Here is a 15,502-nt window from a genome sequence, read left to right as displayed (position 1 = left end):
GTTGGCGAGGCTCGAGTGAGGAGCGCCGTCCGTCGTTATCGACGCTTCCCAACTGGACCCCGGCCTCCGCCGGGGCGGTGCTGCCTAGGTGTCAACGGTTTGCAACCGCCCCGGACCAAACGCCCACTTGCCGCGCCTGTCCACCCGGCGCAAACCGTCGCCAGTATGGCCGCTCTCCGCACCCTGACCGCGACGCATCGCCGTTGGCTGTTGCTGCTGTTCGCCTGTGCCATGCTCGTCCGTGCGCTGATCCCGACCGGCTGGATGCCCGTTGCCGACGCGCAGGGCTTCCGGATCGTCCTCTGCTCGGGCACCGGCCCGGCGATGCCTGCGGCCAAGGCGCCGATGGATCATGCGATGGCCGGCATGCATCACGAGAAATCGTCGGATCATCACAGCCAGGGCCCCGAACACCCATGCGCGTTCGCCGGCGTCACACCTGCGATCGGCGTACCGACGCTTGCCGCGCCTTTGCCGCCAATGCGGGTCCGGGCGACGCCGGCCCTCGCGCGCGCACTCGTTACGATCGGCCATGGCCTCGCTGCGCCACCGCCGCCCCAAACCGGCCCACCGACCTTCGCCTGACGCCCGCGCGCTGCCTTCGAGCAGTGCCGCCACGACCAGTATCGAAGGACATTCAATGCCAACGCTCTCCAGCGCGCGAACCCGTGGGTTCGCTTGCGCAGCGCTGATCGCGCTCGCCGCGCCCGCCATCGCAGAAGACGACAAGACTCGCACCGACATTCTCGTCCTCGCGCGCAAGCAATCCCAGTCGATCGAGAACGCGCCTGCGACCCAGGCCAGCATCGACGCCGCCACGATCGCCACCACCGTTAATGCGGTGAACGCGGAAGACAGCCTCAAATATTTGCCGAGCCTGCTCGTCCGCAAACGCCACATCGGCGACACCCAGGCCCCGCTCGCCACGCGCACCAACGGCGTCGGTGCCAGCGCCCGCAGCCTCGTCTACGCGGACGGCGCGCTGCTCTCCGCACTGATCGGCAACAACAATACCAACGCCTCGCCGCGCTGGGGCCTGGTCAGTCCGCAGGAGATCGCGCGTGTAGACGTGATCTACGGCCCGTTCTCCGCAGCCTATCCCGGCAACGCGATCGGCGCGGTCGTCAACATCACCACGCGCCTGCCGGACACACTCGAAGCCACGATAACCGCCGGCACCAACGTCCAGCGTTACGATCAATATGGCACGCACGACACGCTGCCCGCGTACCAGGTCGGCGCGACGCTCGGCGATCGCTTCGGCCCGCTCAGCCTGTTCGCAAGCTACGACCACGTCACCAGCAACAGCCAGCCGCTCCTGTTCGTCACCGCCACGCGCCCGACCGCGACCAGCGCTACGGGCACGCCCGTTACCGGCGGCTATGACGACGTCAACCGCACCAATGCCGCAATCCGCGTGCTCGGGGCGAGCGGCATCGAGCACCAGCGACAGGATCGCTTCAAGCTGAAGGCCGCGCTCGACGTCACGTCTGCGATCCGCCTGACCTATGTCGGCGCGCTGTTCCTCAACGACACCGACGCGGTCGCGCAGGCCTATCTGACCGACGCCACCACCGGCCAGCCTGCTTATGCCGGAACCTTCAACATCGACGGCCGCGCCTACACCGTCGCGCCGAGCGCGTTCTCTGGCGGCACCTACGCGCAGGACCAGCGCCACTGGAGCCATTCTCTCTCGGCGACCGGCTCGTCGAACGCGGTCGACTGGCAAGTGATCGGCACGCTCTACGACTATGCCCACGACATCCAGCGCGTCCCGACCACCGCACTGCCGACTGCACAGACCGGCGGGGCAGGGACGATCGCCCGGCTCGACGGCACCGGCTGGACGACGCTCGATGCCAAGGCCGCATGGCATGCCGGCAACCACGTCGTCAGCGCCGGCGCGCATTTCGATCGCTTCGTCCTAAACAGTAAGCGCTACGCGACCACCGACTGGATCGCCGGCAGCAATGGTGCGCTCAACCTCCAGTCGAAGGGCAAGACCCGCACCGCTGCGCTGTGGGCGCAGGATGCGTGGACGCCGATCGCGGACGTCACGCTGACTCTCGGCGGCCGCTACGAAGGGTGGCGCGCCTATGACGGCCGCAACTTTTCGCTGGCCCCGGCGATCGCCGCGACCCAGCCCGAACTGACCGCCGCGCGCTTCTCCCCCAAGGCGTCGCTGGCATGGACCGCGGCTCCCAACTGGACCGCCCGCGCCTCGTTCGGGACGGCATGGCGCTTCCCGACCGTCGGCGAACTCTACCAGATCGTCACCACCCCCGTCGCCGCAGTCCCCAACCCGAACCTGAAACCCGAACGCGCGCTATCCGAGGAGGTCAGCATCGAGCATCACGACGACCACGGCCTCGTCCGCGTCGCGCTGTTCAACGAATCGGTGGAGGACGCGCTGATCTCGCAGACCGGTCCGCTCAACGGCACGACCACGCTCGCCACCTTCGTCCAGAACGTCGACCGCACCCGTGCGAGAGGAATCGAAGCCGTCGTCCAGCGGACCGACATCGTCGACCGGTTCGACGTCTCCGCCAGCGTCACCTATGCCGACGCGACCACGCGTGCGAACACCGCGTTCCCCGGCTCGATCGGCAAGCGCCTGCCACAGGTCCCCGCATGGAAGGCGACCCTGGTCGGCACATGGCGCCCCGCCGACGGCATCGCGCTCACCGCCGCCGGCCGCTACGCCAGCCGCCTCTACGGCACGCTCGACAACAGCGACGTCGTCGGCAACACCTATCAGGGCTTCTACAAATACCTCGTCGTCGATCTCCGCGCGCAGTTCCGCGTCGGCGATCACTACACGCTTGGGCTCGGCGTCGATAACGTCGGCAACGATCGGTATTTCCTGTTCCACCCCTTCCCCCAGCGCAGCTTTCAGGCGGATCTCACATGGAAACTGTGACGAGCAAGGGGCAGGGCGTCTCCTGGTACAACGCGGTCTGGCGCTGGCATTTTTATGCCGGGCTGTTCTGCCTGCCGTTTATCCTGTGGCTGTCGGTCACCGGCACGATCTATCTGTGGAAGCCGCAAATCGAGGCCTGGCAGGAGCGCGCCCATGACAGCCTCCCGGTAACCGGCGCACGAGCCACCCCCGAGGCGATCGTCGCCACCGCACTCGCCGCGAACCCCGGCGCGCGCCTGAGCAAATACGAACGCCCCGAAACGCCGACCCAGGCGGTCCGCGTCCTGATCGCAAAGGACGGCGTCGAGACGCGCGTCTACGTCGATCCGTACCGTGCGAAGATCCTCGGTAGTGTCCGCGAGGACGCCCGCCTGATGAAGACCATCTCCGCGCTCCACGGCACGCTGCTCGCCGGAAAGGCCGGCAGCTGGCTCGTCGAGATCGCCGCCTGCTGGACGATCACGATGCTCCTCACCGGCCTCTATCTCTGGTGGCCGAGGGGGCGGAAGGGACTCGCCGGCATCCTCTACCCCCGCTGGCGAAGCGGCCGCCGCCTCTTCTGGCGCGACACGCACGCGGTGGCCGGCATCTGGGTCAGCCTCGCGGCAGTCTTCCTGATCGCCACCGGTCTGCCCTGGGCGAACGCCTGGGGCAGCTACCTCGCCGCGGTCCGCACCGCGACCGGCACGACCGACGGCCCGGTCGACTGGATGATCGCCGGCAAGCCCAAGCCGAAAAACGACGAACACGCCGAGCATCGCGGCATGGCAATGCCCGCGCTGCCTGCTGCTTCGGCGACGTCGCACTCCGGTGACCTCAATCGCATGGTCGCGGTCGCGGAGAGCCTCCCGCTCGCCGCCCCGGTTCTGATCGCCCCGAAACCCGGCACCGGGAACTGGACGATAGGCTCCGAGTCCGCCAACCGGCCCGAGCGAACCCGCCTGACCCTGCGCGGCGCCACTGGCCGCATCCTCGACCGCCGCGATTTCGCCCAACGCCAATGGATCGACCGCGCGGTAGGCTATGGCATAGCGATCCACGAAGGCGCGTTCTTCGGCCTCGCAAACCAGATCCTCGGCACGCTGGTCACGACGCTGCTCGCCACCCTAGCCATATCCGGCACCGTCATGTGGTGGCGCCGCCGCAAGCCCGGTACGCTTGGTACGCCGATCACACTGACCCGCCCCCGCTACGGCCCTCTCCTGATCGGCGGCATCGCCACGCTCGGCGTCGCGATGCCGCTGTTCGGCGCAACATTGCTCGCGGTCATCACCATCGACCGCCTCCGCCCGCGTTAGAACGAAAAAGGCCGCCGCTCCCCGAAGGGAACGGCGGCCAATCGCGCGCGGTATCGTGCGAGAGTTAAAGCCCGACGTTTAACGATGCGATGAACGCGCGTGGCGAACCGATCTGGACGAACGGGACCGCGGTCACCAGCGTCGAGCCGCCCGTGAAGCCGCCGATATAATATTTGTTAAAGGCGTTCTGCAGGTTGAACTGAAGGTACGTCTTCTTGCTCTCGATCCCAGCCCAGTCGAGCGAAAGGCGAAGATCGAAATCGACCGTGGTGTAGCCCGGCGCGACCGCACCATAGGTGTTGTACTGAAGGCCACGCGACGCCGTTGGGAAGGCCGCCGTGGTGTTCGCGACGGTCGGGCAAATCGTGTTGACCAGTGCGACCGTGCAGGCGATCTGGCCAAGGTTCTGGTCGTTCAGGTAGCGGCGGCCGGTACGCTTGGCCTGCACACCCAGGTCGAGGGGACCAAGCGTCGCCTGGATCCGGCCGCCATACGTGTACACGGGAGCGCCCGACTCACGCTTGCCGTCGGTGAGCGCGAAGATCGGCGCGCCGACTGCCGAGCAGTTGACCGTCGTGTTCGTCGTGCAGGTACCGATCTGGACATCGTTCTTGATCTCGGACTTCAGATACGAAGCATAAGCGTAGAACAGCAGCTCGTTGATCGGCCGATACGACACGCTGCCGTCGATACCGTATTTATCGACACGACCCAGGTTACGATACAGCGTCTGCTGGGTATCGGGATCGTAAGACGCTGCCAGACGGTTGGTGAAGCGCGTATACCATGGACCGACCGACGCCTGGATACGGCTAGACGTATAACGAATGCCGCCGTCGAAATTGTCCGTCGTCTCCGGCGTGGGATTGGCCGCGTCGGTGCCGGCCGCGTAGAAGAAGGTCTGGTACAGGTTGTCCGTACCCGGAACCTGTACGCCCTTCGAGTAGTTGCCGAAAATCGAGAAGTGGCCCTGCGTATTGTACACGAAACCGACGTTCGGCAGCACGCGATTATACTTAAAATTGCGCTGCTGCGGTGCCGCGTAGAGCGGGTTGGCCGCGGCGTAGGTTGCGTTGTCCGCCGCATTACCCAGGCCGAGACAGTCGACGTTGCCGTTCGCCGCCGTCGTGAAGCAGTAGTTGTTCAGCTCACGCTTGAAGAACTTCGCGGTGACGCCGACAGTGACCGTCAGCGCGTCGAAGAATGTGCCGCGATATTCACCGAAGCCCTGGTTCAATATGGCTAACGACTTGCGGTCGCGCTTCTGGACGACGCTGCCATTGACTGCCGTCAGGCCGTCGTTGACCGGGAACACGTCGATCGGCACGCCGTTCGACAGGATGCGGCCCAGTTCGCCAGTCTGGCGGTGGCGGCCATAGTCTAGCGTGTAGCCGAGGCGCAGGTTCTGCGAGTCCGAGAAGTCATAGCGTAGCGACGAAATCACACCATAGCGATGCGTGATCGTCTGGCTTGGAGCCAGAAGGGTCACGCCGCCGTTGGTCGTGACGGTGCCGACCGTAGCGGTCCGATCCAGGACGTCACCGTCGCCGTTCAGATCCTGGCCGAAATAATAGTTGCCGCCAACGAAGCCGTAGATTGGGGTCGTGATCGCACCGCGGGTCGCCGTTGCGGTCTGGGTATAGCCGCCTTCCTGTGCGCGCACCGTGCCGCCGCCATTTGCCTTGGTGTACTGATAGCTCGGGTCGACGGTCAGGGTCAGCTTATCGGTCAGCGTGAAGCGCGAATTGACGCGGATGTTGCCGGTGTTCGATGGGTTGTAACGCTCGTCGAACGTAGTGCCGCAGGTATTCGGGACGTTGTTCACGCCCGCCACGGCCGGCGTGGTCTGACAGCGCGGTACCGAATAGGGCAGTTCGTCGCGGTTGCGCGGGAAGCGGCTGGTCGACGCGGTGCCGGCGGTACGAACCGCACCGGTAACCAGCGTCGGCACGCCGTTGACGATGGTCGAGGTGAAGACGTTGTTGTCGTCACGCAAGGGCGCCGAACCGAAGAAGTTGTTGCGGTTCTGATTGTAGTTGCCCGACACGGCGATAAAGTCGCCATTGCCGCCGATCGGCTGGTACAGCTTGGCGTTGTATTGTTGCTTTTCGATCTTGCCGAAATCGTTGAACACGACATTGTTGGTCGCGCTGCTGGCTGCAACCCACAGCTTCGTACCAAACGGCGTGAACACGCCGCTGTTGAGCTGGATGAAGGTCCGGAAGAAACTATAGTCGCCGATCGAGCCAACCATGCGTGCGCCGATCTCGTCGGTCGGATTGACCGTACGGTAGTTGACCGTCGAACCCGATGCCGAGGCGGTCGGCGAATCGACGTCGGTCGCGCCCAGATTGACGTTCACTTCCTCGATCAGCTCGGGGTCGAGCTGCTGGTTGGAATAGATCGCGTAGTTGCCCGTGTCGTTCAGCGGGATGCCGTCGAACGTCTGGCTGATGCGGCTGGAGTCGAAGCCGCGGATCGTCAGCGTGCCGCCGGCGGAACCGAACGGATCGTTGTTCTGGAAGCTGACGCCTGGCAGGCTGTTGATGATCTCGTTGATCGTCTGGCCCGGGGTCTGGCGGGAGATGAACGCCTGCTTCAAGACCTGTTTGTTCTTCGACGTGTTGCTGACCTTGACGCCGCCGACGTCGTCGGCGCGCGTACCGGTGACCAGGATTTCGCTGTTCTCTTCGGCATCGACGGTGCCGGTCGACTGCGCGAAGGCGGTGGCTGGAACCAGGAGTGCGGCGAACGCAACCCCGCAAGCAAGCATAGTACGCATCTGAAAATGTCCCCTTAGAGCCCGTAGCTCTGGATGTCGGCGTTTCCGCCTCACACCCGTGCCCCTGCACCGGGGATATTTCGGTTATGTGACATTGGCGAGTCGGGAATTGTCACAGATGCACTCGGTCATGGTGCGTTGCAAAAAAGCCACGCAATGTAACCGATTCCGGTGTGCTGGAACCAAGCAGGGGCTAAGGCGTGTCCACGCTCAGCTGGCGGCGACGATCTCGGCCCATTCGGCTTCGGTGATCACGCGAATACCAAGGTCGGTGGCCTTTTTCAGCTTCGAGCCCGCGCCGGGGCCGGCGATGACGAGCCCGGTCTTGCTCGACACCGATGCGGCGACGCGTGCGCCCAGAGCTTCCGCCTGCGCCTTGGCCTCGTCGCGACTCAGCGTCTCCAGGCTGCCGGTGAAGACCAGGATCTGGCCGGTTACCGGCGAGTCCCGGGTTTCGTGCACCACATCCGCTGGCTTCACTTCGCGCAACAGGTCGAACACCACGCGGCGATTGTGCGGCTCGGCGCAGAAGCCGACGAGCGCGCTGGCGACCTCCGGGCCGATCCCCGCCGTCTCGATCGCGCCGACCAGCAGCTTGTCGCGACGGAGCACGAACTTCCGCTCGGGTTCGCCGATCACCGGCTTGATCTGGCCGCGCAGGAATACCGCGTGACGCAGCACCGCACCGAGCGCCCGCGCCGACACATAGCGTCGCGCGAGATCACGCGCGGTAATCTCGCCGACGTGGCGGATGCCGAGCGAGAACAGGAACCGGTCGAGCGGGATCGTCCGCTTGGTCTCGATCGCCGCGATGACCTTGGCCGCCCACACGCGGCCATCCTTCTTGCGTGCGGCGAGCTGCTCCTCGGTCAGGCGGAAGATGTCGGCGGGGGACTCGATCAGCCCATCACGGAAGAATGCCTCGATCAGCGTCTGGCCGAGCCCGCCGATGTCGAATGCATGACGCGAGGCGAAGTGGATCAGCCGCTCGACTCGCTGCGCGGGGCAGATCAGCCCGCCGGTGCAGCGATAGACGACCTCGCCCTCCTCGCGCTCGGCGGCGGACCCGCATTCGGGGCAGGTGTGGGGGAAGAAATACGCCTCGCGCTCGGCGTCGGGAGTGAGGTTCTCGACGATCTGCGGGATCACGTCGCCGGCGCGCTGGACGAGCACACGGTCGCCCGGCCGCACGCCGAGTCGCTCGATCTCGTCGGCATTGTGGAGGGTCGCGTTGGTCACGACTACGCCACCGACCGTGACGGGAGAGAGGCGCGCAACGGGGGTCATGGCGCCAGTGCGGCCGACCTGGATGTCGATCCGTTCGAGCAGCGTCTGCGCGCGCTCGGCGGGGAATTTATGCGCGATCGCCCAGCGGGGCGCCTTGGCGACCTGCCCTAGCCGCGCCTGCCAGTCGAGCCGATCCACCTTGTAGACCACGCCGTCGATATCGAACGGCAGGTCGGCGCGCTCGGCTTCGATTTTCCGATACACGTCGAGCGCCGCGGCCGTCCCCTCGACCCGCGCAAACCCGTCGGCGATCGGAAAGCCCCAGCCGCGCAACGTGTCGACTACCTCGGCCTGCGTCTCGCCCGGCACGACACTGGCCTCGCCCCAGCCATGCGCAAGAAACCGCAGAGTCCGGCTCGCGGTGACGGCTGCATCCTTCTGGCGCAGCGATCCGGCGGCGGCATTGCGCGGATTGGCGAACTGCCGCGCGTCCTTGCCGCTCTCCTCCGCCTCGGCGAGCAGCCGGGCATTGAGCGCAGCGAAGTCGTCCTTCGCCATATACACCTCTCCGCGAACCTCGAAGATCGCGGGGGCCTCACCTTGCAAGGTTTCGGGAATGTCGCTGATGGTCCGGACGTTCGCCGTCACATCCTCGCCGACCTGTCCATCGCCCCGCGTGAGCGCCTGCACCAGCCGCCCGTCCTCATACCGCAACGAACACGACAGCCCGTCGATCTTCGGCTCGGCAGTCAACGCCACCGGCGCGTCGTCCGCCAGCTTCAGGAAGCGGCGCACGCGGGCGACGAATTCCTCGACCTCCTCGTCGGCGAACGCATTGTCGAGGCTCATCATCGCCTTGGCATGCGCGACCTTCGCTAGATGCCCGGCAGGTGCCGCGCCGACCGTAACGCTCGGCGAATCGCCCCGGACCGCGGTCGGAAACGCAGCTTCGATCGCCGCATTGCGTCGCACCAGACCGTCATACTCGGCATCGCTGATCTCGGGCGCATCGTCGGTGTGATAGCGCGCATTATGATACGCGATCTGCGCGGCGAGCGTCTCCAGCTCGGCGGCGGCTTCGGTCTCGGTCGCGGGAAGGTCGGGCATCGCGCCGGGTTAGGGGAGGGGGCTACCTTTCGACAAGACCTGCATCAACACGGCGTGAACATTTGCGCGACTTGAGCGCTGACATCCCAAGGTATTTTTCCCGGGACCCATGATCATGACAGACACCAGCCGCCGAGACCTCTTCAAGGGCGCCGCCGTCACTGGCCTCGCCGCCGCCGCAGCCCCCGCCTTCGCGCAAGGGCAGGGGGCGGGGCAGGCGCAACTTGCCGATCCGCAGACGCGCTTCGTTTCGACGCCGTTCCCCGAACAGCGCCAGAAATGGCCTGCGCTCCAGCGCGACATGCGCCCCGTTCCGGACAGCGGCGAGGCCAGCTATCGCGGTTCGGGTCGGCTTGCCGGCCGCAAGGCGCTCGTTACCGGCGGCGATTCCGGTATCGGCCGCGCGGCGGTCATCGCCTTCTCCCGCGAAGGCGCCGACGTCGCGATCAACTACTACCCGACCGAGGAGCCCGACGCGCAGGACTTGGCGAAGCTGCTCCGTGCAGAAGGTCGCAAAATCGTCCTGATCCCCGGCGATCTGACCGATGCGAAATTCTGCACCGACCTGATCGCGCGGGCGAACCGCGAACTCGGTGGGCTCGACATTCTCGTCAACAATGCGGCGTACCAGCAGTCGAAGGCGTCGATCGCGGAGATCAGCTTCGAGCAGTTCGACCGGACGATGAAGACCAACGTCTATGCGATGTTCCATCTCTGCAAGGCGGCGATCCCGTTGATGAAGCCGGGCGCGTCGATCATCAACACGGGCTCGGTCAACTCGGTCGATCCGGGCGAGGAACTGCTCGATTATGCGACCACCAAGGGGGCGATCCTGATCTTCACCAAGGGGCTGGCGAAACAGCTCGGCAAGAAAGGCATCCGCGTCAACATGATCGCGCCGGGGCCGGTATGGACGCCGCTGCAGGTTGCGGGTGGGCAGTTGCCGGGCAAGATGGGCGAATTCGGGCAGGATACGCCGCTGGGTCGTGCGGGTCAGCCGGCTGAACTCGCATCGCTGTTCGTGACGCTGGCGGAGACGGGGACGAGCTTCACCAGCGGCAGCGCCTTCGCCGCAACCGGCGGCAGCGGGGTGCTGTAGAGTTAATGCTCACATTGGAGACCACCCCGGCGAAGGCCGGGGCCTAATTGGAAAGGTCGTGGTAACGGAGGACCGTCGGCGGTTACTGCCGTCCCCCAATTGGGCCCCGGCCTTCGCCGGGGTGGTCAGCGAAATCGGATCGGTCCGGGCCTCACCCCGTCCCCAACCGCCGCAATCCCTCCGCATCCACGACCGTGATCCGCGCATAGTCCAGCGCGATAACCCCGGCCCGCTCCATTGCCTTCAGCGCCTTGTTCAGCGTTTGCCGCGACACGCCGATCATCGCCGCTACGTCCGCCTGCCGGATCGCCACGCTCCCGCTTCCTGCGCGCACCATCCCGGCCAGCGTTCGCGCGAGCCGCACCGGGATCGGCTGCGACAGCGTGTTCATCATGAAGGCCAGCGATGCGCGCTGGTGCGCGCAGGCCAGCAGCGCGATGTCCCACCAGAGCTCGGGCGTGTCGTGCGCCGCCCGCCGGAAGGCCTCGATCCCGATATGCAGCACGCGCGCCGGCCCGAACGCGATCGCGTCATGTGGTCTTGGCCCCGCGTCGAGCGTCGACAATTCGCCGAACCACGTGCCCGGTCCCATGATCAGCACCACCAGTTCGGCGCCGACCGCTGGATATCCCATCAGCCGGACTTGCCCATCGAGTACCGCCCACAGGCCATCGGGGGGATCGCCGACGCCGTACAGCCGAGCGCCGGCCGCAACCGATCGAACCCCCGCTTGCGCCAGCAACAGCGCGCGTCGGTCGGCCGGCACCGCGCCGAACCACTGATCTTTCTCGAGTAGAGCGTGATCGTCAGAGAGCATCGCGCGAGTGTCGATCCTTTGACGAAATTGTCAATCTAGCGACATTCTCGCTCCGGTCGCCGTGCTAGGGCAACGGCATAAAAACAGGAGATGGATGATGGCGACCGCACTCAGGACCGAACCGACCGTACGCGATCTCGTGTCGCCGGAGGAATGGGCGATCCGAGTCGATCTTGCCGCGGCCTACCGGCTGGTGGCGCATTATGGTTGGGACGACCTGATCTTCACGCATCTGTCGGCGCGCGTGCCGGGGCCGGAGCATCATTTCCTGATCAACCCGTACACGCACATGTTCGAGGAGATCACCGCGTCGTCGCTCGTCAAGATCGACGCGAACGGCGACAAGGTCATGGACACGCCAGCGCCGGTCAACCGCGCCGGCTTCGTGATCCACTCCGCCGTGCATGCCGCGCGCGAGGATGCGGTGGCGGTGCTTCATCTCCATACGCCGCACGGCCAGGCGGTGTCGGCGATGGCGGAGGGGCTGCTGCCGCATACCCAGACCGCGATGATCGCGGGGCACGACGTGGCCTATCACGACTTCGAAGGCATCGCGACCGAGCTTGAGGAACGCGAGCGGCTGGTCGCCGATCTGGGCACGAAGCACAGCATGATCCTGCGCAACCACGGCACGCTGACCGTCGGCGAGTCGATCCCGCAGGCGTTCCTCCGCATGTATTTTCTCGAGCGCGCGTGCGAGGCGCAGGTGTTGATGCTGAGCGCCGGCCGCGAGAATCTCAACAACCCGAACCAGGGCGTGGCGGAGAAGGTCGAGGGCCAGTCGAGCGGTCCCGGCATGCGGATGCTCGCGGACGGGCTGGCGTGGCCGGCGTTGCTGCGCAAGCTCGACCGGATCGACCCAAGCTATCGGGATTGAGTGCTGCAACCTGGCGACGCTATTCCTAAACCGTTATCACCCCGGCGAAGGCCGGGGCCCAGCTGGAAAGGTCGTTGTAACGACGCACTGCGTTCGCCAACTACAGTCTCCCACCTGGGCCCCGGCCTCCGCCGGGGTGGTATGAGAGGCGGCATGATGAAATCGGCATGGCTAGCTTTGGTCGCGATCGGTCTGGCCGCCCCAGCCACGGCGCAGCAAACGCACGTTTCACCCGAGGCTGCCCCGGCGATCGGCTACGACTGGAACGACGACTCCTCGGCTGACGACCGCGTCCAGCAATCGCTCTGGCCACGCTCGGACGCCAGCGCAGCCGGGCTCGACGACATGATCCATGCCGAGCAGGCCCCGATCCATGCCGCGATCCGCGAAGACGGCGATTTCGGCAGCCGCGCGCTGCACGGCCTGCGGAAAGTCGGCGGCGACTACATCGTCGTGCCGGTGTTGAAGATCCACCTGGGGCACTCGAAGCGCGAGACGCCCTGACCTCCGGCTGGTTCACTCACCCCCGTCATGCCGGGCTCGTTCCGGCATCCACGGTTCCACACGATCGGGACCGTCGAGTGTGCCGAACCGTGGACCCCGGAACAATCCCGGGGTGACGGAGTGGGGCGTAACCGAGAGCCGCTACCCTCAAGCTCGCTCCAGTAACCGCTCCGCCTGGGCCCGCGCCTCGTCGGTGATCGTCGCGCCGGACAGCATCCGCGCGATCTCCTCGCGCCGCTCTTCTTCCGACAACGCCCGCACGCCGGTCCGCGTGACCGTCCCGTCGCTGCTTTTCGCGATCAGCAGGTGTTTCGCTCCACGCGCGGCAACCTGTGGGCTGTGCGTCACCACGAGCAACTGCGTGCTCTGCGCCAACCGCGCGAGTCGCTCGCCGATCGCGCTCGCCACCGCGCCGCCGACCCCGCGGTCGATCTCGTCGAATACCATCGTCGACGCGCCGCCCTCCTCCGCCAGCGCCACCTTCAGCGCCAGGATGAAGCGCGACAATTCGCCGCCCGACGCGATCTTGGTCAGCGCCGCGAACGGCGCGCCCGGATTGGTCGAAATCTCGAACTCCACCCGGTCCTTGCCCGCCGCCGACCAGCCCTCTTCGCCGAGCGGCGCAACGACGGTCTGGAACCGCGCGGCATCCAGCTTCAACGGCGCGAGTTCGCCCGCCACCGCCACGTCGAGGCGCTTGGCCGCCGCCAGACGCCGCTTCGTCAGCGCATCCGAAGCCGTGTCATACGCCTTCCGCGCCGACGCCACGCGGGCCTCCAGCACCGCGATCCCGCCTTCACCGGCATCGAGCCGCTCCAGCCGCGCGCGCATCTCGTCCGCCAGTGCCGCCAGATCGTCCGGCTGCACGCGGTGCTTGCGCGCCATCGCTCGAAGCTCGAACAACCGCGCCTCGTCATCCTCCAGCGCACGCGGATCATACGCCATCTCGGCGCGCGCATCGCGCAGGCTCTCCTCCGCCACCGACGCCTCGATCACCGCGCGATCGACGGCCGCAAGGGCGTTGCCCAGCGCGACGTGATCCTCCGCGATCCGCTCCAGCACGCGTGCGGCCTGGCGCAGCTTCGCCATCCCGCCGTCCTTGCCCTCGAGAAAATCGTCGATCGCCGCCAGATCGTCGGCGATCTTTTCCGCGCGCTGCATCGAGCGCCGGGTATCCGCCAGCGTTTCTTCCTCGCCGGCAACAGGCGCGAGCGCGGCCAGTTCGGCGACCGTATGCTCCAGCCATTCGCGATCGCGCGCCGCCGTCTCGATGTCCGCGCGCGCCGCGGCGAGTTCTGCCTCCGCCGCACGAAATCCGGCATAGGCCTTGCCCGTCGCACCCGGTTCGGTCCGGCCGAAAATGTCGAGTAGCGCCCGATGCCCGCGCGCATTGAGCAAGCCACGCTTGTCGTGCTGGCCATGAATCTCGACCAGATGCGGCGCCATCTCGCGCAGCAGACCCGCCGACGCCGGCTGGTCGTTGACGAACCCGCGGCTGCCGCCATCCGCCTTGACGATTCGCTTCACGATCAGCGGCTCGCCGTGCTCGATCTCCAGTCCGTTCTCGTCGAACAAAAGGGCAAGAGGCGATTCGGGTGCGGGGGCATCGAACGTCGCGGTCACCACCGCCTGCGCGGCACCGTGCCGTACCAGTCCGCTGTCGCCGCGTCCGCCCAGCGCCAGCCCCAGCGCATCTAGCAGGATCGACTTGCCCGCGCCGGTCTCGCCAGTCAGCACGCCAAGGCCTTCGCCGAATCCCAGATCCAGCGCCTCGATCAGCACCACGTCGCGAATGGAAAGATCAGTCAGCATCACGCGCGTCCTAAACGATTCGCCTGCGATGTTGATCCCCAATTGTTCTCAGGCGTCAGGTACCCGGACCGGTTCGCGTCGCGCTGCCCGGACCGACGGGGGCAGGGCTCGAAACACTGCCCGCACCCGTACCGCCCGTATTGCCGTTCGCCTTGGGTAGTTCCAGCACGCCCGTGCCGGGCGTACCCGCGGTGCCATTGGGGATGATTGCCTCGCCCGGCGCCAGCGGCGCGATTGGCTTCACCGGATGCTCCTGCATCAGCTTGTAGGCGTGATCATACCAGTCGGTGCCGGGATAGTTGCGGCCGAGCACCGCCGCAGCCTTCTCGGCCTCGATCGGCACGCCGAGCTGCAAATACGTCTCGGTCAGCCGCATCAGCGCCTCGGGCGTGTGCGTGGTCTGCTGGAACTTGTCGATCACCGTACGGAACCGGCCGTTCGCCGAGAGCCACTGGCCGCGCGTCTCGTAGAAGCGGCCGATCTCCATCTCCTTGCCGGCGAGATGGTCGTTGACCAGATCGATCTTGAGGCGCGCATCCGACGCATAGCGCGTGTTCGGATAGCGGCGCATCAGCTCGCCGAGCGAATCGAGCGCCTGGCGGGTGATCTTCTGATCGCGCGTCACGTCGGTGATCTGCTCGTAATAGCCAAGCGCGATCAGGTAATAGGCGTAAGGCGCGTCGCGGTTACCCGGATGCACGGCCAGGAAGCGCTGTGCCGAGCTGATCGACGCGGTATAGTCCTTGGCGAGATAATAGCTGAACGCCGACATGATCTGCGCACGGCGTGCCCATATCGAATAGGGATGCTGGCGCTCGACCTCGTCGAACAGCTGGGCGGCTTCCTTGTAGCGCGCCTGATCGAGCCGGCGCTTCGCGGTCGAATACAGCGTCCCCACGTCGCGCGCGACATAGGGCAGGTCGCCCTTGGCGGCGCGGCCACCCGCACAACCGGCAATGGGGAGCGCAAGCGCGGCGATGAGCGTGACCGCGAGGGCACGAGACTGGGTGATACGCATCGGCGTTGTCCTTAGCGTAAGCAGATAGCCACGAACAATCC

Annotated in this window: 11 protein-coding genes; 6 read left to right on the top strand and 5 right to left on the bottom strand. The window is 66.2% G+C overall.

What is annotated here, in order from left to right; all coding sequences use genetic code 11:
* Positions 1-165: 165 nt before the first annotated feature.
* Genes AC3D24_RS10775 through AC3D24_RS10765 form a run of 3 tightly spaced genes read left to right on the top strand, consistent with a single transcriptional unit; the run spans position 166 to position 4,218 of the window.
* Entirely contained in the window at positions 166-585 is a 420-nt protein-coding gene (locus AC3D24_RS10775) for a hypothetical protein (protein WP_489030511.1), read from the top strand.
* A gap of 55 nt (positions 586-640) precedes the next feature.
* On the top strand, positions 641-2,920 hold the full coding sequence (locus AC3D24_RS10770; protein ID WP_489030509.1) for a TonB-dependent receptor: 2,280 nt from the start codon (positions 641-643) through the stop codon (positions 2,918-2,920).
* The gene (locus AC3D24_RS10765) at positions 2,908-4,218 is read left to right on the top strand and encodes a PepSY-associated TM helix domain-containing protein (RefSeq protein ID WP_489030507.1); all 1,311 of its coding nucleotides are present in this window, start codon (positions 2,908-2,910) and stop codon (positions 4,216-4,218) included. The genes AC3D24_RS10770 and AC3D24_RS10765 overlap by 13 nt, the downstream gene beginning before the upstream one ends.
* 64 nt (positions 4,219-4,282) lie before the next feature.
* Here the strand turns inward: AC3D24_RS10765 and AC3D24_RS10760 are convergent, their stop codons facing one another.
* Positions 4,283-7,000: a TonB-dependent receptor gene (locus AC3D24_RS10760; RefSeq protein WP_489030505.1), complete on the bottom strand. Its 2,718-nt coding sequence runs from the start codon at positions 6,998-7,000 to the stop codon at positions 4,283-4,285.
* Positions 7,001-7,210: 210 nt separating this feature from the next.
* Positions 7,211-9,334 (bottom strand): NAD-dependent DNA ligase LigA, encoded by a 2,124-nt coding sequence (gene ligA, locus AC3D24_RS10755; RefSeq protein WP_489030503.1) that lies wholly within the window; start codon positions 9,332-9,334, stop codon positions 7,211-7,213.
* Between the two features lie 115 nt (positions 9,335-9,449).
* On the opposite strand from ligA, the gene AC3D24_RS10750 reads away from it, so the two are divergent.
* Entirely contained in the window at positions 9,450-10,433 is a 984-nt protein-coding gene (locus tag AC3D24_RS10750) for an SDR family oxidoreductase (protein ID WP_489030501.1), read from the top strand.
* A 151-nt stretch (positions 10,434-10,584) separates the two neighbouring features.
* On the opposite strand, the gene AC3D24_RS10745 is transcribed toward AC3D24_RS10750, so the two are convergent.
* Positions 10,585-11,250 (bottom strand): Crp/Fnr family transcriptional regulator, encoded by a 666-nt coding sequence (locus AC3D24_RS10745; RefSeq protein ID WP_489030499.1) that lies wholly within the window; start codon positions 11,248-11,250, stop codon positions 10,585-10,587.
* A 97-nt stretch (positions 11,251-11,347) separates the two neighbouring features.
* On the opposite strand from AC3D24_RS10745, the gene AC3D24_RS10740 reads away from it, so the two are divergent.
* On the top strand, positions 11,348-12,127 hold the full coding sequence (locus AC3D24_RS10740) for a class II aldolase/adducin family protein (protein ID WP_423326490.1): 780 nt from the start codon (positions 11,348-11,350) through the stop codon (positions 12,125-12,127).
* A gap of 153 nt (positions 12,128-12,280) precedes the next feature.
* The gene (locus tag AC3D24_RS10735; protein ID WP_489030497.1) at positions 12,281-12,631 is read left to right on the top strand and encodes a hypothetical protein; all 351 of its coding nucleotides are present in this window, start codon (positions 12,281-12,283) and stop codon (positions 12,629-12,631) included.
* Between the two features lie 147 nt (positions 12,632-12,778).
* Here AC3D24_RS10735 and recN read toward each other — a convergent pair whose 3' ends face one another.
* Both recN and AC3D24_RS10725 read right to left on the bottom strand, forming a co-directional pair.
* The gene (gene recN, locus AC3D24_RS10730; protein WP_489030495.1) at positions 12,779-14,443 is read right to left on the bottom strand and encodes a DNA repair protein RecN; all 1,665 of its coding nucleotides are present in this window, start codon (positions 14,441-14,443) and stop codon (positions 12,779-12,781) included.
* 55 nt (positions 14,444-14,498) lie between these two features.
* The gene (locus AC3D24_RS10725; RefSeq protein ID WP_489030493.1) at positions 14,499-15,461 is read right to left on the bottom strand and encodes an outer membrane protein assembly factor BamD; all 963 of its coding nucleotides are present in this window, start codon (positions 15,459-15,461) and stop codon (positions 14,499-14,501) included.
* Positions 15,462-15,502: the final 41 nt, after the last annotated feature.

The organism is Sphingomonas sp. SL1004, from assembly GCF_057815015.1.
This window is presented reverse-complemented; position numbering and strand designations above follow the sequence as displayed.